Source organism: Amycolatopsis rifamycinica (assembly GCF_000695625.1).
GTDB lineage: Bacteria > Actinomycetota > Actinomycetes > Mycobacteriales > Pseudonocardiaceae > Amycolatopsis > Amycolatopsis rifamycinica.
Window position 1 is genome coordinate 249,693 of the sequence record NZ_JMQI01000079.1, and the last position, 17,086, is coordinate 266,778.

General features: G+C 72.4%; 14 protein-coding genes and 1 pseudogene. 5 read left to right on the plus strand and 10 right to left on the minus strand.

The features are described 5' to 3' along the window. Positions 1-111: 111 nt before the first annotated feature. Both DV20_RS39615 and DV20_RS39620 read left to right on the plus strand, forming a co-directional pair. The gene (locus DV20_RS39615) at positions 112-951 is read left to right on the plus strand and encodes an excalibur calcium-binding domain-containing protein (protein ID WP_043788684.1); all 840 of its coding nucleotides are present in this window, start codon (positions 112-114) and stop codon (positions 949-951) included. A gap of 14 nt (positions 952-965) precedes the next feature. Then, positions 966-3,245: a helicase-associated domain-containing protein gene (locus tag DV20_RS39620; protein WP_043788686.1), complete on the plus strand. Its 2,280-nt coding sequence runs from the start codon at positions 966-968 to the stop codon at positions 3,243-3,245. Here DV20_RS39620 and DV20_RS39625 read toward each other — a convergent pair. Both DV20_RS39625 and DV20_RS39630 read right to left on the minus strand, forming a co-directional pair. Continuing rightward, positions 3,215-3,865, minus strand: coding sequence for a class F sortase (locus tag DV20_RS39625; RefSeq protein WP_043788688.1), 651 nt, complete (start codon positions 3,863-3,865; stop codon positions 3,215-3,217). The genes DV20_RS39620 and DV20_RS39625 overlap by 31 nt on opposite strands. Continuing rightward, complete coding sequence (locus tag DV20_RS39630) at positions 3,862-4,335, minus strand: calcium-binding protein (protein WP_051736319.1); 474 nt, start codon at positions 4,333-4,335, stop codon at positions 3,862-3,864. The genes DV20_RS39625 and DV20_RS39630 overlap by 4 nt, the downstream gene beginning before the upstream one ends. Positions 4,336-4,619: 284 nt before the next feature. Between DV20_RS39630 and DV20_RS39635 the strand changes: the two genes are divergently transcribed. Further along, the gene (locus tag DV20_RS39635) at positions 4,620-5,246 is read left to right on the plus strand and encodes a response regulator (RefSeq protein ID WP_043788689.1); all 627 of its coding nucleotides are present in this window, start codon (positions 4,620-4,622) and stop codon (positions 5,244-5,246) included. A gap of 198 nt (positions 5,247-5,444) precedes the next feature. Here the strand turns inward: DV20_RS39635 and DV20_RS47110 are convergent, their stop codons facing one another. The 6 genes and pseudogenes from DV20_RS47110 to DV20_RS39660 all read right to left on the minus strand — a co-directional run bounded on the left by DV20_RS47110 (position 5,445) and on the right by DV20_RS39660 (position 14,055). Further along, a complete protein-coding gene (locus tag DV20_RS47110; RefSeq protein WP_407638377.1) occupies positions 5,445-6,677 on the minus strand; it encodes a GAF domain-containing sensor histidine kinase in 1,233 nt (410 codons plus the stop codon). Positions 6,678-6,857: 180 nt separating this feature from the next. Continuing rightward, positions 6,858-7,070 (minus strand): annotated as a pseudogene (locus DV20_RS44525) (GAF domain-containing sensor histidine kinase); the annotation flags it as partial. Between the two features lie 59 nt (positions 7,071-7,129). After that, on the minus strand, positions 7,130-10,348 hold the full coding sequence (gene cydC / locus DV20_RS39645) for a thiol reductant ABC exporter subunit CydC (protein ID WP_051736320.1): 3,219 nt from the start codon (positions 10,346-10,348) through the stop codon (positions 7,130-7,132). Further along, on the minus strand, positions 10,345-11,352 hold the full coding sequence (cydB, locus tag DV20_RS39650; RefSeq protein WP_043788692.1) for a cytochrome d ubiquinol oxidase subunit II: 1,008 nt from the start codon (positions 11,350-11,352) through the stop codon (positions 10,345-10,347). Before cydB ends, cydC begins: the two co-directional genes overlap by 4 nt. 202 nt (positions 11,353-11,554) lie before the next feature. Continuing rightward, positions 11,555-13,024 carry a cytochrome ubiquinol oxidase subunit I gene (locus DV20_RS39655; protein ID WP_043788844.1) on the minus strand — a complete coding sequence of 490 codons (1,470 nt, stop codon included), beginning with the start codon at positions 13,022-13,024 and terminating at the stop codon, positions 11,555-11,557. Positions 13,025-13,095: 71 nt separating this feature from the next. Next, positions 13,096-14,055 (minus strand): S41 family peptidase, encoded by a 960-nt coding sequence (locus tag DV20_RS39660; RefSeq protein ID WP_043788694.1) that lies wholly within the window; start codon positions 14,053-14,055, stop codon positions 13,096-13,098. Positions 14,056-14,241: 186 nt separating this feature from the next. On the opposite strand from DV20_RS39660, the gene DV20_RS39665 reads away from it, so the two are divergent. Further along, positions 14,242-14,829 (plus strand): TMEM165/GDT1 family protein, encoded by a 588-nt coding sequence (locus tag DV20_RS39665; protein ID WP_043788695.1) that lies wholly within the window; start codon positions 14,242-14,244, stop codon positions 14,827-14,829. Between the two features lie 56 nt (positions 14,830-14,885). Further along, complete coding sequence (locus DV20_RS39670; RefSeq protein ID WP_043788697.1) at positions 14,886-15,533, plus strand: DUF998 domain-containing protein; 648 nt, start codon at positions 14,886-14,888, stop codon at positions 15,531-15,533. Here the strand turns inward: DV20_RS39670 and DV20_RS39675 are convergent. Continuing rightward, a complete protein-coding gene (locus DV20_RS39675; protein ID WP_043788699.1) occupies positions 15,530-16,171 on the minus strand; it encodes an IclR family transcriptional regulator in 642 nt (213 codons plus the stop codon). The two genes, DV20_RS39670 and DV20_RS39675, sit on opposite strands and share 4 nt — an antisense overlap. Next, the gene (locus DV20_RS39680) at positions 16,168-17,022 is read right to left on the minus strand and encodes a hypothetical protein (protein ID WP_268747477.1); all 855 of its coding nucleotides are present in this window, start codon (positions 17,020-17,022) and stop codon (positions 16,168-16,170) included. Before DV20_RS39680 ends, DV20_RS39675 begins: the two co-directional genes overlap by 4 nt. Positions 17,023-17,086 lie beyond the last annotated feature (64 nt).

A 17,086-nucleotide genomic window follows, 5' to 3' on the forward strand; every position in this document is an offset into this window, starting at 1 on the left:
AAATTCCGCCGGATAACGAATGGTGGCCGATCACGAGCAGCCGCGTAACGAGGACAGGAGATTTCCCGAGTACACCGTCAGCACGTCGCTCGAGGAACGAGGAAATCCCGCATGCAGGCGAAGAAGCGCTTTCCGAACTGGCTGAAGATCGTCCTGGCCGCGTTCGCGGTCCTGTTCGTGCTCGGCGCGATCTTCGGCGAAGCGCCCCAGCCGAAGCCCGCGGCCACCGCCGCCCCGGCGTCCTCGACACCCCCGCTCACCAGCGCGAGCGTGACCCCGACGCCGACGCCGGTGGCCGTCACCTACACCGTCGGCAGCGTGACGGACGGCGCGACCGTCGTCGTCGACGGCAGCGACGGCACGAACAGAACGGTGCACGTCCTCGGCGTGCTCGCGCCGGTCGCGAACACCGGCTGTTTCGCGGCGGAATCGCTCGGCTGGGCCACCTCGACGCTTTCCGGCAAAGCCGTAACCCTCGGCGTGGAAACCGCGCAGGGTGTCGCGTTGACGCTGGCCGGCGGCCAGGACTACGCGACTCTGGCGATTCAGCAGGGTTATCTCAAGTACGCGGCCACCGCCGGTTCGGCCGCGCTCGCCGTCACCGAATCCGCGGCCAAGGCCGCCGCCAGCGGGCTCTGGGGGCCGCCGTGCAACGGCACCATCGACGCGCCCGCCCCGGCGCCGACACCCGCGCCGACACCCGCGCCGGCGCCCACCTCCGCGCCGAAGCCCGCCCCGGCGCCGACTCCCGCGCCGAAGCCGGCCCCGGCCACCAAGGCCGCTCCCCCGCCGCCGCCCGTGGAGGCCACCGAAGAAGCGCCGGCCCAGAGCGTCTACTACGCGAACTGCTCGGCCGCGAAGGCCGCCGGCGCGGCGCCGCTGTACCGCGGCGAACCGGGCTACCGGTCCGGGCTCGACCGCGACGGCGACGGCGTCGCCTGCGAACGGTGATCTAGCCTGGGCCGATGACGACCGCCGACGAACTGCTCGGCAGGCTCGCGGGCCTGGACAAGGACGCCCTCGCGAAGGTGCTGGCCCACCGGCCGGACGTGCTGGCGGAGCCGTGGCCGCGGCGGCTGGACGTCGTCGCCGCCCGGCTGGCCTCGGCCGAGTCCGTCGATTCCGCGCTGCTCGCCCTGCCGATGCCGCTGGTGCAGGTCGTACGGGCCGTCCAGCTGTGCTACGCGATCGGGCGGCGGCCGGCGCCCGTTGCCGAGGTCGCCCGGCTGCTCGGCACGGGCGCCGGCGTGGTCGAGTCCTCTGTGGACGAACTGGCCGAGCGCGCACTGCTGTGGCGCGAAGAGGACGGCGTCAAGCTGCCGGAACTGCTGCACCGCACCGGCTTCGGCGCCGAGGGGCTCGGCCAGCCCGTCGCGAACCTGCTCGGAGAGCTCGGCACGAGCCGGCTGGCGAAGCTGTCGCGGGCCCTCGGGCTGCCGGACACCGCCCGGAAACCGGAACTCCTGCGCGAGCTCGCCGCCTTCTACCGGGACGGCGATAAGGTCCGCGAACTCTTCGCCACCGCACCCGGGCAAACGCGGAAGCTGTTGGAGGACATGGCCGACGGCGTGCCCGAGGTCGAAGGCCTTGCCCCGGCCGGCTGGGCGTTCGACCACGGCTTCCTGTTCGGGACCTACTTCGGCACCGTGACCATGCCGATGGAGGTGTCGCTCGCGCTCCGCGGCCCGGACCACCAGCTGCCGTTCACGCCCGAGGAACCCGAGTACGCCGTCACCCACACCGGTGCTGAGGCGGCCGAAGCGACGTCGTCGGCGGCCGCGCTGCGGTTGCTCGACCGCGTGTCGGCGATCCTCGACCTGGCCGCCGCGGAACCGTTGCCGCTGCTCAAGGACGGCACGATCGGGACGCGGCTGGTCAAGAAGCTCGCCAAGGACACCGGGGGCACGCCGGCGGAGATCGAGCTGGCCATCGACCTCGCCGCGCAGGCCGGGCTGCTGCTGGCCGACGAGCCACCGCCACCGCGCCGCGGCCAGAAGGCGCCCGCGCCCACGCTCGCGACCGATCCGGACCTCGCCCGGCCGGAGCCGGCGTTGCTGTACCGCCTGCTCCTGACGACCTGGTGGGACCCGGCGCCGCCGGAGTTCGAGACCGACGTCGACGCGCTGGTGCGGCGGCTGCTCGTGCGGCTGCTGGCGCGGCTCGCTCCCGGCGACGCCGTCACCGACGTCGACGCGCTGATCCGGCTCGCCGAATGGCACGCGCCGATGCTGCCGACCGACGACGTCGCCGGGCACGTCCGGGCCGCGCTCGACGAGGGCGAACTGCTCGGTGTCGTCGCGCACGGCGCCGTGACCGAGGCCGGCCGGGCCCTGCTCAGCCCGGAACGGCTCGTGGAAGTGACCGGCGAGCTGGTTTCCCGGGCGCGCACGACCGCGTTGTTCGGCACCGACCTCACCGCGATCGTGCCGGGTTCGCCCGACGCCCGGCTCGCCGCGCTGCTCGACCGCGTCGCCGACCGCGAAGCCCAGGGCACCGCGACCAGCTGGCGGTTCTCCCCGGCGTCCGTGCGGCGGGCGTTCGACCAGGGCGCGACGACGGCCGGGCTGCTCGGCGAACTGCGCGCCGTCGCCGCGGGCGACCTGCCGCAGCCGCTGGTGTACCTGGTCAACGACGTCGCGCGGCGGCACGGCGAGGCACAGGTGATCGGTGTCGCCAGTGTCATCGTCGGCGAACCCGCCGTGCTGGCCGAACTCGCCGCGCACCGGAAGCTCGCCAAACTCGGCCTGCGCGCGGTGGCTCCCACCGTGTTGACATCCACTGTGGACGCTGTCGGCACGCTGGAGGCGTTGCGCCAAGCGGGTTACGCGCCGACCCACCACGCCGCCGACGGCAGCATCGTGCTGCCCGCGCGTGACCAGAGCGAGCCGACGGTGGCCGTCCGCGACCCCGAACCGGGCGAGCTGCCGCCCGATCCCGCCGGCCACGCCGAACGGCTGCTGGCCGCGCCGGCGAGCGGGCCGGTGCTGCTGCGCGGCCAGCTCGCGCGGGCGATGAGCGACCGCTACGCGGGCCGGCTCACGCCGAAGCAGCGACAGCTCTGCTGGCAGCTCGAAGCCGGGCTCCCGGTCGACATCGCCTACCGCGGCGAGCACCTCGTCATCGCCTACCCCGAGCTCGACGGCGACGTCCTGGACGTCTGGTCGCTCGGGGAGCGCACCTACCGGCGGCTCGAGCTGGCGCGGATCGAGCTGGCTCAGGCCTCGACGGCGGTGAGCCTCGCGTAGGCGACGACGTTGTCGAGGTAGTTGCCGCTCTCCCGGTCGAACGCGCCGCCGCAGGTGATGAGCCGCAGCTCGGGCGCCGGTGTGTCGCCGTAGACCCGGTCGGTCGGGAACGTGGCCTTCGGGTAGCGGTCGACGCGGTAGACGGTGAAGACGGCGATCCGGCCGTCCGCGCGGCCGACCCGGACCGGCTCGCCCGGGCGCAGCTCCGTCAAGCGGGAGAAGGCGCCGGGCACGTGCCGGTAGTCGACGTGCGCGGCCAGCACCGCCGGGCCGGCCTCCCCGGGCGACGGCGCGCCGGTGAACCAGCCCACCGTCGTGGCGTCGCCCGGGACTTCCAGTGCGCCGTCCGGCGTCAGCCCGAGGTCCGTGATCCCCTCGGCGTGCACGCCGATCGCCGGGATGGTCAGGGACGCCGGTCTCGCCGCGGGGAGGCCGTCGGCGGTCGTTGCCGCGGTGCGCGCGATGCTCGCGGTGCTCGCCGGGTTCGTGGCGGCCGGGCTCGGCGGGGCGATCTCCTGCGGCGCCTTCGGCGACAGGACGAGGACGAGGGCCACGGCCACGACCACGCCGAGCGCGGCGAGGACCGCCGTGACCGCGGGCCACAGGCGCGGGTGCCTCAACTCGGCCGCCGGCGCAGGTAGAGGACCATGCCACCGGACACCGTCGCGGCGAGCAGCGTGCCGCTGAGCACGAGGAAACCGGGGACGCCGTCGTCCGGCTCACCGCCGCCGGTGGCGACGCCGCCGACCGGCTTGACCTTCACCTGGCTGCCGCTCTTCTTGGAGGCGGTCGTCGTCTTCGGGGCGGTCGTCGTCGGCGTTTCCGGCTTCGCCGTGGTGGTGCTCGGCTGTTTCGGCCGGTGCCGCAGCGATTCGCAGGCGATTCCGTTGTTGTTGTCGTCGAGGTGGTACGGGTCGCCCGGGGTGGCGTCGAGAACGTCCTGGGCTTCCTCCTGGTACTGGAAGTTCTTGCAGTCCACGTCGCCGGCGAGCGGCGTCGCGAGCTGCGCGGAGGCGAAGGGGACGGGGCCGAGGAGGGCGAACCCGGCGACGGCGGCGGCCGTCGTCAGGGCACGGCGAAACAGGGACAACGGAATTCCTTCCGAACGCGAACTGGCGCGATTGCGTGGTTACTATCGCGGCCTCGTCCGCGCCGTTACGGACGTTTCCGGAATTTCGGAAACGCCAGCGCCCCACGAAGCGCGGCCTATTCCGTGATTCTTTCGCGTTTCCCCGTTGACCTGCGGATTTTCCGCGGGGAATGCGTACCGGCCAGAATGTTACGGGGTTCGCGCTCACACCTTTGAGGTAATCCACGTGTGACGGTGCCGACCGGCCGCCACCGCGGCGTCCGCGCACCCCGTAACCTCGGGGTATGCCGATCCAGGTACTGCTCGTCGACGACCACGAACTGGTCCGCCGCGGGCTCCGCGACCTCCTCGGCGACGAGCCCGACATCGAGGTCGTCGCCGAGGCGAGCAGCGTCGAAGAGGCCCTGGCGGTGGCGATGCACGTCGAGCCGGAGGTCGCGGTGGTCGACGTCCGCCTCGGCGACGGCGACGGCATCACGCTCTGCCGCGAACTGCGGTCGAAGCCGAACCCGCCGGCCTGCCTGATGCTGACGGCGTTCGACGACGAAGAGGCGATGGTCGGCGCGATCATGGCCGGCGCCGCGGGGTACCTGCTGAAACAGGTGCGCGGGCAGGACGTGGTGAACGCGGTCCGCGAGGTGGCGGCGGGGCGGTCGCTGCTGGACCCGGTGAGCACCGCGCGGGTGCTCGACAAGATGCGGCACCCGCCGACGGACGAGCTGGCGACGCTCACCGAGCGCGAACGCGACGTGCTCGAGCTGATCGGCCAGGGCCTGTCGAACCGCGAGATCGCCGAGCGGTTGTTCCTCGCGGAGAAGACGGTCAAGAACTACGTGACATCGGTGCTGGCGAAGCTGGGCATGCAGCGCCGGACCCAGGCGGCCGCCTGGATCGCCCGGCGCGAGAAGTAACCGTCCGCGGCCGGCGCGTCCGCAATCCGCCGTTCGCTGCGATCTTTTCGCACCTGGTCACGGTCTGCCACGTCGACTCGGACAATTCCCGCCTGAGGTTCACTCGAACGTGAGTCGAATATATGTTCGAAGTCTCGGTAAGATCAAAGCCGAGGGCGTGGAAGGGAGGCTGGATGACCCGAGAAGGATGAGACCGAGTCAGTCGAGGGGCAGATCGAACGCGACGAGGGTGCCGAGGCTGGGCGAGGAGTTGAGGAAGAACTTCCCGCCCGCGGCGTCCGCGCGCTCGGCGAGATGACGCAGGCCACGGGTGGCGACACCTTGGGGAACGCCGGAACCGTTGTCCCGGACGCGCAGCTTGACGCCGCCGGAGTCCCTGGTCAGCGTCACGCGGGTTTCGCTCGCGCCGGAATGCCGGACCACATTGGACAGTGCTTCGCGCAGAGCGGCCCGGATGTGGTCGGCGCGTTCCGCGGGAATGTCAGCGAATTCGCCGGACAGCTCGAGGGTCGGCGGGTAACCGAGCAGCTCGCCGGCGATGCGCACTTCACCGCGCGCGGACTCGGCGAGGTCGGTGGGCGTGCCGGTGTCGTGACGAGGCTCCGGTGAGCGCAGCGCGCGCACGGTGCCCCGGATTTCCTCGATGGTCTGGTCGAGCTGGTCGATGGCGTCGGAAAGCCGGGCTCCATCGGCTTGGGCGAACCGCTTGCGCATGTTGCGCCGGACGCGGTCGAGCTGCATCCCGGCACCGTAGAGCCGCTGGACGATGACGTCGTGCAGCTCGCGGGCGATGCGCTCCCGCTCTTCGTAGAGCGCGACCCGGTGGCGGGCGTTGGCGCCTTCGGCAAGCGCGAGAACAACGCCGGCTTGCGCGGCGAAGGCGACGAGCATCTCGACGGTCCCGGCGGAGAAGGGCTCCCGGCCTCGCTTCCGGTAGACGGTGAGCGACCCGAGAACCCGCCCCCCAGAACCAAAGGGCGCGGCCGCGAAGGGCCCGTAGCCGTGAAGTTCGACGGGCACGAAGGGCGCGGTGCGAGGGTCGACGGTGAAGTCTTCGCTGGAGACGGGTTCGCCACCACGGGCCACCTGACCGGCCGCGGAGTCGGCGGGCAGGGTGAGGCCACGAAGCGACTCACCGGCGGAGGGTGTCCCGGAAAGCGATGTCGACTCCGGAGCGGCGAACGGCTGCGTGCCATCGCCGGCGGCGACCGAGCCCGCGTTCGTGCCGGAGTCCGGGCCGCCGGATGGCTGGGCGCCGTCGCCGTCGGCCGAGCTGGCGCGCGTGCCGGGGTCTGGGGTGCCGGAGTCCGGACCGCTGGACGGGCGAGCGCCGTCGCCGGCAGCCGAGCCCGCGTTCGTGCCCGAGTCCGGTCCGCCAGACAGCCGGGCACCGTCGCCGGCGGCCGAGCTGGCGCGGGTGTCGGAGTCCAAGCTGGCGGATGGCCGGTCCGAGTCGCTGAGGCGCGCATCGCCCGCCGGTGCGGTGGAGCCGGTCGGGTCGCCGAGTGTTGCCCGTGGCTCGCCGGTGCGCTCGGCACCTTCCGGTGCGTGCCGAGCGCCGAGGCCCGCGGCGGTTGTCGGCGTGCCCGTGCCGGGGCGGCCGTTGCCGTCCCTCGTCGGGTGGGCCGTGGCGTAGTGGGCGGCCTCGACCACCACCCGGCCGTCGTCCGTGCTCACCATCGCCAGGCCCAGGTCGGCGTCGGCGAGTTCGGCTGCCCGGGCCACGACCGTGTCCAGCACCGCTCCCGGGTCGTCGCCGGACAGGGCGGTGCTCGTGATCTCTGTGGCCGCGGACAGCGCCCGCGCGGCAAGCGTCGGATCCATGAGTTCCGCCATTATCGCGCGGCGGGGTGGCGGCGCGGCAAGGACACAGCGGGAATCGATCACGGGACCGGCACCCGGGTGACGACCCGGCCGTCGCGGACCTCGAGGACCACGTCCGCGCCGGCGGCCTCCTCGGCTCGGTGCGTCACGTGCACCACCGTCCGGCCCGCCAAGGCCTCCCGCAGGTGCGCGCGCACCGCCTGGGCCGTCGCTTCGTCCAGGTGCGCGGTGGGCTCGTCCAGCAACACCAGCCCCGCCGACGGTGCCCCGAGCAGCGCCCGCGCCAACGCCACCCGCTGCGCCTGGCCGCCGGACAACCCGGTGCCGCCGCTGCCGAGCAGCGTCTCCGGCGAGACGTCGGTCAACGCCGCTGCGCGCAACGCCTCGCGCAGCTCCTCCTCGGTCGCCGTCGGGCGGGCCAGGCGCAGGTTCTCCGCGATCGTCGTCGCCGCGAGCATCGGCTCCTGGGGTGCCCAGGCCACGCCCTCGGGGATCTCGACCACGCCTCGCCGTGGTGCGAGGAAGCCCAGCAGCGCCGCGACGAGCGTCGACTTGCCCGCGCCGCTCGGGCCGACCACCGCGGCGTACGTGCCCGGCGCCAGGTCGACGTCGACGTCGTGAAGCACCAGCGGTCCGCCCGGCCAGCCGAGGTCCGCTCCCCGCAGGGCCACCGTCGTCGCCCGCGACGGGGACGGCCCTTCCGGCACGTCGGCGAGACGGCGACGTGCGCGTTGCAGCGTGTCCCAGTGCTGGGCCACCGGCGGGAGCAACGCCAGGACCTCCGCCAGCGCGAGCGGCACCAGGGCCAGCAGTGGCGCCAGGACCGGGTCGAGCTGCCGGGCCGAGACCGCCGCCGCGGCGAGGGCCGTGCTGAGGACCGCCGCCGCTCCGCAGGCCAGCGTGACCAGGGCTTCCGCCGCGCCCGCGCCGAACGCCTGGCGACGCGCCTGCGTCACCAGGCGGGTGTCCGCGTCCGCGAGCGCGCGGCGGTGGTCACCGGCCTTCCCGAACGCGAGCAGCTCGGCCGCCGCTTCGAACACCACCAAGACCCGCGTGGCCACCTCACGGCGGCCCGCTGCCAGCGCCGACGTCGCTCGGCGCTCGGCGCGCAGGGCCACCCACGGCGCGCACAATCCCAGCGCCACCGCCGCCGCGAGCGTCAGCCCGGCCGCGGGCAGCACCCAGGTCTGGACGGCGATCGCCCCGGCCGCGACCAGGGCCACCACCAGCGGCGGCGACACCACCCGCGGCAGGAGGTCGCGCACGGTGTCGACGTCGCCGACCAGGCGGCGCTGCCCCTCGCCCGGGCGCCGGCTCCGCGCCGGCCCGAGCCGGACCAGCGAATTCCACAGCCGCACCCGGAGGCGGCCGGCGATCCGGAACGCCGCGTCGTGCGTGACCAGGCGTTCGACGTACCGCAGGCCCGCGCGGCCGAGCCCGAACGCGCGGACGCCGACGACCGCGACGGTCAACGTCAGGATCGGCGGTTGCTGGGACGCCTTGGCGATGAGCCAGCCCGACGTCGCCGTGAGCGCCACCCCGGCCAGCAGCGCGAGCGCGCCCAGCGCGGCGCCGCCGAAGAGCCGTCCGTCGAGGAGCGCGCGCCACCGCAGCGGCGTACCGGCCTCGTCCACTGTGGACGCCGCACCGACGGCCGGGGCCTCGGACGGCAGGTCGACCGCGGCGGTGCGCTCGTGGGCCGCGATGACCGCCGCGGCGCCGTTGTCGACGGCGCGCCGCACCGCGTCGAGCACCAGGCGGGCGCTCGCTTCGTCGAGGTGGGCGGTCGGCTCGTCGAGCAGCAACAGCCAGGCACCTTCGTGGATCCGGTGCAGTGCCCGGGCGACGGCGACGCGCTGACGCTGCCCCTGGGACAGCTGGGCCACCGGCCGGTCGGCGAGCCCGGCCAGCCCGAGTTCGGCGAGCACCGGGCCGGCGGAGCCGACCTCTTCGCGGACCGTCCCGCCGGTGAACACCGGTGACTGCGGTACCCACGCGACCTGTTCGCGCCAGCGCGCGAGGTCGGCGTCGGCGAGGTTCGTGGGGCCGACCGTGATGGCGCCGTCGTGCGCCGGGACGAAGCCGAGCAACGCCGACAACGTCGTGGACTTGCCGCCGCCGCTGGGGGCGCGGAGCCAGACCGTCTCGCCGGGCCGGACCGTGAACGACTCGCCGTCCGGGGCGAACCCGCCGCGTCGCGCCACCCGGAGGGCCGACACGCGCACCTCGCCCCGCGCGGGGACCGCGGTCCCCGCCGCAGGCACGGGCAGCGCGAGCAGGTCGGCGACGCGCCGGACAGCTTCGACGCCGTCCTCACTGGCGTGGAACGCCGCGCCGACCGCGCGCAGCGGCTGGTAGCACTCCGGCGCGAGGATCAGCACGCCGAGCCCGATGGCCAGCGGCAACTGACCGCCGGCGAGCCGGACGCCGATGACGACCGCGACCAGCGCCATCGACAGCGTCGCGACCAGTTCCAGCACGAACGCCGAGGAGAAGGCGACCTTCAACGTCTTGAGCGTCGCGCGGCGGTGGCGTTCGGACAGCCGCCGGACGGTCTCGGCCTGCGCCTCGGCGCGGCGGAACGCGGTCAGCACCGGGAGCACCCGCACGAGTTCCAGGAGCCGCTCGGACATCCGGTGCGTCGCGTCGGTCGCGCCGGCGACGCGGTCGGCGGTGTACTTGCCGACGAGGATGGCGAACATCGGCAGCAGCGGCACGGTCAGCGCGATGATCACGCCGGACGGCCAGTCGGCGAACAGGATCGCCGCGCCGGCACCGAGGGGCACGACGGCCGCCGTCACCAGTGCGGGCAGGTACTCGCGGAAGTAGGCGTCGAGCGCGTCGAGGCCGCGGGTGGTGAGCGCGGTCAGCTCGCCGTGGCCGCGCCGGGCGATCCACTCGGGCCCCAGGCGCAGCGCGTGGTCGACGGCTTTCGCGCGCAGCTCGCGGTGCGCGGTCGCGGCGGCGCGGGCGGAGACCGTGCGCACCGCCCAGCCGGTCAGCGCGCGCGTCGCGACGAGCGCGAGCAGCGCGACCAGCTGGGCGGTGCGTCCCCCGGAACCTGCTCCGACGATAGCCGCGAGGACGTCCGCGAGCAGGAATGCCTGTGCCACCAGCGCGGCGGCGTGGACGAACGACAGGAAACCCACCAGGGCCAGCGCTCGGCGCACGGCCGGCACGAGGGCCGGCAACGCGCCGAGCGGGCCCTTTCCCGGCCGCGCCGAGTCCACTGTGGACTCCGAGGCGAGAAGGGGAGCGCGTCCGGGAAGTTCGGTCATGGTGCCTGGACCGCCGGGATGTGCTGCGTACCGATGCGCTTGCGGAACACCCAGTACGTCCAGCCCTGGTAGACCAGCACCGCGGGGGCGCCGAAGACGGCGACCCACGTCATCACGGTCAGCGTGTACGGGCTCGAGGCGGCGCCCTCGATGGTCAGCGTGTTGGCGGCGTCGAGGGTCGAGGGCAGGACGTCCGGGAACAGCGACCCGAACATCACCACGGCGGCCCCGGCGATGACGACACCGAGCGCGGCGAACGCCTGCCCGTCGCGGTCGGCGCGCAGCCGCAGCCAGGCGACGGCGGCGGCGACGGCGCTGATCCCGAAGGCCAGCAGCGTCCACAGCGTGCCGGCACGCCACTGGACGACCGAGAGGAACGTGACCATCGGCACCATCGCGACCGGCAGCAGCTTGAGCGCCAGGTCGCGCGCGCGTTCCCGCAGGTCACCGCTGGTCTTGAGGGTGAGGAAGGCGGCGCCGTGGGTGATCGAGAAGGCGGCGATGGCGAGCGCGCCGAGCAGGGTGTCCCAGCGGACGGCGGCGAACGCGGAGCCGGCGCGGTTGCCTTCGGCGTCCAGCGGCAGGCCGAGGACGGTGGTGGCGAGGATCAGGCCGACGCCCAGCGGCGGGATCCACGAGCCGGCCACGATGACGCGGTCCCAGTTGCGCCGCCAGCGGTCGGAGTCGACCTTGCCGCGGTACTCGAAGGCGACGCCGCGGCCGATGAGGGCGAGCAGCACGAGCAGGAGCGGCAGGTAGGCCGCCGAGAACAGCCCGGCGTACCAGGCGGGAAAGGCGGCGAACATGGCCCCGCCGGCGACGATGAGCCAGACCTCGTTGCCGTCCCAGACGGGCCCGATGGTGTTGACCATGACGCGGCGCTCGGTGTTGTCCTCGGCGAGAACGGGCAGCAGCATGCCGACGCCGAAGTCGAAGCCTTCGAGGAAGAGGTAGCCGAGCCAGAAGAAGGCGATGACGACGAACCAGACGATCTCGAGGGTCATCGGACTCCTCCACCCCTCCGGTAGCCAGGAGTTATCCACATCAGGTCGAGTTGTCCACAGATTTGCTGTGGGTAACCCGCGAGAGTGACCGCACCGATACACTGGGTTTGGGGACGCCCCCCGGGAAGGGTGGGGGCTGCTGTGGGGGCGGGAAGGGTCGCCGCATAGCCGCTGAGCTGGGGTTTTGGCATTTCTTCGCCCCTCAGTACGCGAAGGCGAGCGGGTCTTCGCCGGTTTTGTCGGGTTGTTTCTGTGGGGGCATCACCGCGGCGACGCCGCCGCGGATGTACTTGCGCATCAGGTAGACCTCCACCACGCCGAGGGCCGCGTACACCGTGGTCAGGGCGATCAGCGAGGTCCAGACCTCGCCCGTCGTCAGCCTTGAGACCGCCTGGGCGGTGAACATCCACACGCCGTCGACGCCCGTGGGGTTGGGGACGACCACGAACGGCTGACGGCCCATCTCCGTGAAGATCCAGCCCGCGCTGTTGCCGAGGAACGGCGTCGCGATGCCGCCGAGGACCAGCCAGGGGAACCAGCGGGTGCCCGGGACGCGGCCGCGGCGGGTCAGCCACAGGGCCAGGACGCCGATGCCCGCCGAGACCGCTCCGAAGCCGATCATCATGCGGAAGCCCCAGTACGTCACCGGGAGGTTGGGCACGTAGTCGATCGGCTTGCCCGCCAGCGAGCCCAGGGCCGGGTCGTCCGGGTAGTTGGTGCCGTACTTGGCCTGGTACTCCGTCACCAGGTTCTCCACGCCCTTGACCTCGGTCGTGAAGTCGTTGTGCGCCAGGAACGACAGCAACGCGGGCACGTTGAACGTCTTGACGTCTTCGCAGTTCGCGCCCGAGACGTCGCCGATCGCGATGATCGAGAAGCTCGCCGGCTTTTCGGTGTGGCACAGCGCTTCCGCCGACGCCATCTTCATCGGCTGCTGCTCGAACATCAGCTTGCCCTGCGTGTCGCCGGTGATCGCGAGGACCGCGAACGCCGCCACGCCGACCCAGCCGCCCAGGCGCAGCGAAGACCGCCACACGTCCTGATCCGAGCCACGCCGCCACAGGTGCCAGCCCGCGATGCCGACCAGGAACGCCGCCGCCACCGAGAACGCGCCGGCCAGGGTGTGCGGGATCGCGGCCAGCGCCGTGTTGTTCGTCAGCACCGCCCAGATCGAGTTCATGGTCGGCTTGCCGTTCTCGAACGTCACGCCCACCGGGTGCTGCATCCACGAGTTCGCGGCCAGGATGAAGTACGCCGACGCCATCGTGGCCAGCGAAAACGCCCACGCGCACGCCAGGTGCACCCTCTTCGGCAGCCGGTCCCAGCCGAAGATCCACAGGCCGAGGAACGTCGACTCGACGAAGAACGCGACGAGCCCTTCCATCGCCAGCGGCGCGCCGAAGACGTCACCGACGAAGCGGGAGTACGCGCTCCAGTTCATCCCGAACTGGAACTCCTGCACGATCCCGGTCACCACGCCCATCGCGAAGTTGACCAGCAGCAGCTTGCCCCAGAACTTCGTCATCTTCAGGTGCCGCAGCTCGCCGGTGCGGACCCAGCGGGTCTGCATCGCCGCGACCAGGATCGACAGCCCGATGGTCAGCGGGACCATCAGGAAGTGGTAGACGGTGGTGATGCCGAACTGCCACCGCGCTAGCTCAAGGACCTCCACGTGGTCCAGCGTGCTCCGGCCCTGGTGAGGCAACCAGATCAACTGGTCCCGTTCGCGCCGGGACCAACGTCCTACCGCTGGTCGAGCGCCTTCCGCGCCTCCTCCGCCACGACCCGCCGCGGGCCCGCGTCGCCCAGGTCGAGGACGTGCCGGAGGGCCAGCTCATACGCGGTGTCGAACGCCTCGTCCGCGGCCACCGGGATGTCCGGCGACACGCCGGTACCCTCCCAGTTCTCCCCCGTCTCCGGGTCGTACGTGCGGGCGATCGACACCGTCACGTCCAGGTAGGTGTCCACTTTGTACTGCTCACGCGGGTGGGCGCCGCCCCGGGTCGGCTCGCCGACGGTCTTCGCGCGCCCCTGTCGCTGCAGCGAGAAGGCGATGTCTTCGCCGCCGGAGAACGTCGCCGGGCCGGTGAGCACCCAGATCGGCTTGGTGCCGCCGAACTTCGGCCCCGGGACGTACGGCAGCGTCCACAGCTGGGTCGTGCGGTGGCCTTCCCGCTCGTACAGGTCGAGGTAGTGGGTCCGCTTGTCGACGAGGTAACTCTGCAGGAACGCGCTCGTCTCCGGGTCGCCGCCGCGGTTGCGCCGGACGTCGAGCAGCAGGGCGTCGGCCGGCGCGACCAGCGTCATCGCCGCGGCGAACGCCGTTGCCGAGAGGTCGAGCGGGTAGAGCAGGGTCGTGTCCAGGTAGCCGACGTTGCCCGGCAACCGCCGCACCGACGCGACCCCGAAGTTCTCCAGCTCGGCCGTCCGCCGGAAGTCCTCGGACGCGAACTCCGCGTCGCCGTCCTCGGCCACCGGGTCGGCGTGGTGGCGCAGCCGCAGGTGGGGGTCGCCGTTCACCGACTGCAGGTCGGCTGTGACGGCCGTCGCGAACTCCGCGTCGCCGAAGTCCACGTACGCGCCTTCGTCGAGACGTGCGCGAAGCACCTGCGCCAGCTTCTCGGCGACGTCCGGGAAGACGTAGTGAGCTTCCAACCGGCGGATGACCTCTTCGACCTGCGCGGCACGCGACTGTGACCCCATGCCGGTCAACCTACCGCAGGCCACAACCAAAAATTCGGCATGCCGAAGAAAATTGTGTGCCACCCCGGGACGGCAAATTCTGGCCGCCGATCAGGCAATTTCGCGCAAGCCATGAGCTTGCTACTTTCCCGAGTACCCCTTTATCGTTGCAGTGAAAGGGGCGAAACAATACTCATGACTACCGCTATGGTGGCGCTGCTCAGCGCGTTCGGCCTGGTCCTCGCCGTGGAGCTGCCGGACAAGACGCTCGTCGCCACGCTGGTGCTGACCACCCGTTTCCGCGGCTGGCCGGTTTTCGCCGGGGTGTGCGTCGCGTTCGCCGTGCAGTGCGTCATAGCGGTCGCGTTCGGCAGCGTGTTGACGCTGTTGCCGGACGTAGTCCTTTCGCTGGTCGTCGCCGCGATGTTCGGCATCGGCTCTTTCATGCTTCTTCGCGAGGGATTCAGCAAAGCCGACGAAGCAGGCGAAGACGCTTCGCGCACCGGCCCGTCGGCGCTGTCCTTCACGCGCTCGGCGATGACGTCGTTCGGCGTGCTCTTCGCCGCCGAGTGGGGCGACGCCTCCCAGCTCGCGACCGCGAGCCTCGCCGCCCGCATCGGCAACCCGTTCGCCGTCGGTATCGGCGCCTTCAGCGCCCTCGTCGTGGTCGCCGGGCTCGCCGTGTTCATCGGCGCGAAGCTCCGCAGCCGGATCCGGCCGAAGCTGATCCAGCGCTGCGCCGGGTTCGGGTTCGCCGGGTTCGCCGCGTTCGCCCTGCTCCAGCTGGCCTTCTGACCGATCTTTCACAGGTTCGCCGGGTAACCTTTCGGAAACGAAAGGGAGAGCACCAGGTGAACAAGCCCTCGAGCGCGGTCTCGCCGCTGCACGGCCGGGTCGCACTCGGCGGCATCGGCCTCGCCGTGGCCATCTCGATCGCCCTGCACCTGCGGCTGTCCGGCCAGGTCAGCCCGATCTGGCAGACGCTGTCGGAGTACGTCTACGGCAAGCTCGGCACCTCGTCGGCCGCTCCCCTGTTCAGCGTCATGTGCCTGGCGCTGTCCCTCGGCTCGGTGGCGCTGCTCGCGGGCATCGCCAAGGCCCACCGTCCCGGCACCACCACCGTCTGCGTGCTGCTCGCCGTCTGGTCGGCCGGGTTGCTCGTGTGCGGGCTCGTGCCCGTCGACCCGGACGGGCAGGCGCGTTCGCCGGCCGGGCAGATCCACAACATCGCCGCGCTGACGGCGTTCGTCGCGCTGCCCGCGGCCGCGTTCGTGCTGACGAGGAAGGGCCGCGAGCGCTGCCCATGGGAACCTCGCCGGACGACGATCCGGCGGCTGGCCGCGGCGAGCTTCGTCAGCGTCGGCGTGGTGCTCGCCGGGTTCGTCCTGACGCTCGTCCTCGGGCCGGCCCAGGAGGACGTCACGCTCGGCCTCTTCGAACGCCTGCTGTTCACCGTGGACGTCGCCCTGCTGCTGACGATGGTCGGGCCGCTGCGTTAGCCGTCCGCCTTCAGGATGCCGGCCAGCCGGGTAGCGGCCGCGACGACCTGAGGGCCCACTTCGGCCGCCTTCAGCGGCTCCATCGAGACGACGCCGACGCTCGCCCGCAGCCCCGGCACCCCGCGCACCGGCGCCGCGACGCCGGAGGCGCCCGCCTCCAGCTCACCCGTCGACGTCACCCAGCCGTCGCCGCCCGGCCGCAGGCTCATCGCCTTGCCCGCCGCTCCGGCGGTCAGCGAATGCCGGCTGCCCACCCGGTAGGCGACGTGGAAACTGGTCCACGACGGCTCGACGACGGCCACCGCAAGCGCTTGCGTCCCCTGGGCGACCGACAGGTGCGCGGTCGCGCCGACCTTCTCGGCCAGCTCGCGCAGCACCGGACCGGCCGCGTCCCGCAGCTGCGGCAGCACCTGCCCGGCCAGCCTGAGCAGCCCGACGCCGAGCCGCACCTTGGTGCCGTCGCGCCAGACCAGCCCGCGCTCGGACAGCGGCACGAGCAGCCGGTAGACGGCCGCGCGGCTGGCCCCGATGGCCACCGCCAGCTCGGAGATGGTCGCCGCGTCCCCACCGGCGTCGGCGACCGCCTGCAGCAGCGCCAAGCCCCGGTCGAGCGTCAGCGACCCCTCCCGGCTGGTCACAGCAAGCCGAGTTCGCCCATGTCGCGCACGGGCTGCTCGAACGACGCCGCCGCGTAGGAGGCGAAGAGCGCCCGGACGGCCTTCGCCGCCGGCTCGGACAGCGCACGGGCCTCGTCGGCCAGCGCCTGCGCGTCGGTCGACTCCAGCGCTCCCCGGACGTCGCCGCCGGCGAGGCTGCGCGCGGAGGCCACGAGCAGGTTCAGGAAGCCGTGGTGCACGAACCCGGTGTCCGGGTCGGTGTGCCGGACCGCGCGGTGCAGGCTGTTCGTCGCCTTGAACGACGCCCCGGTGGACCCGCTGACGACGGCGAGGAAGTCCGCCACCTCGTCGACGCTGGGGAAGTTCTCGCCCGCCTGGCCGCCGCAGCGGATCTTCGGCCAGCTGCCGTGCTCGATCACCTTGCGGACGCCGTCGAGCCAGCCGACGCCGCGCCGCGGCTCGACCACCCGGATGACGTCCTCGGGGACGAACTCCGAGACGCGCTCGAGCCACACCTCGTCGACGTCCGACGGCGCGGGCATCTCGACCATCCGGAGCGCGAGCAGCTCACTGCGCGACTCGACGATCGAGATGGCCTTCGGGACGCCGCCGAGGCCGGTGTCGATGATCAGCGAAAGCGGCAGCGGCTGCTTCGGCTTGATCTTGATCAGCTCGGTGATGAGCTCGGGCAGCCTGGACGCCTGGCAGAGGAAAACCCCCAGTACACCGGCGTGTTCGGAGTCCCGGCTCGCGAAGTGCGCACGGAGCGCTTCGGGCATGGCCGCACCGACCGGAGGGAACAGCGCCGAGTCGTCGACGAGCCTCGCGAACAGGGGAGGAATTCCACGGGGGCCGGGTGGCGTGAGTTCCACAGCGCTTGACACGACTGACACGCTAGTAGCGTACGACATCAGGACAAAATCGTTCGCACAACGG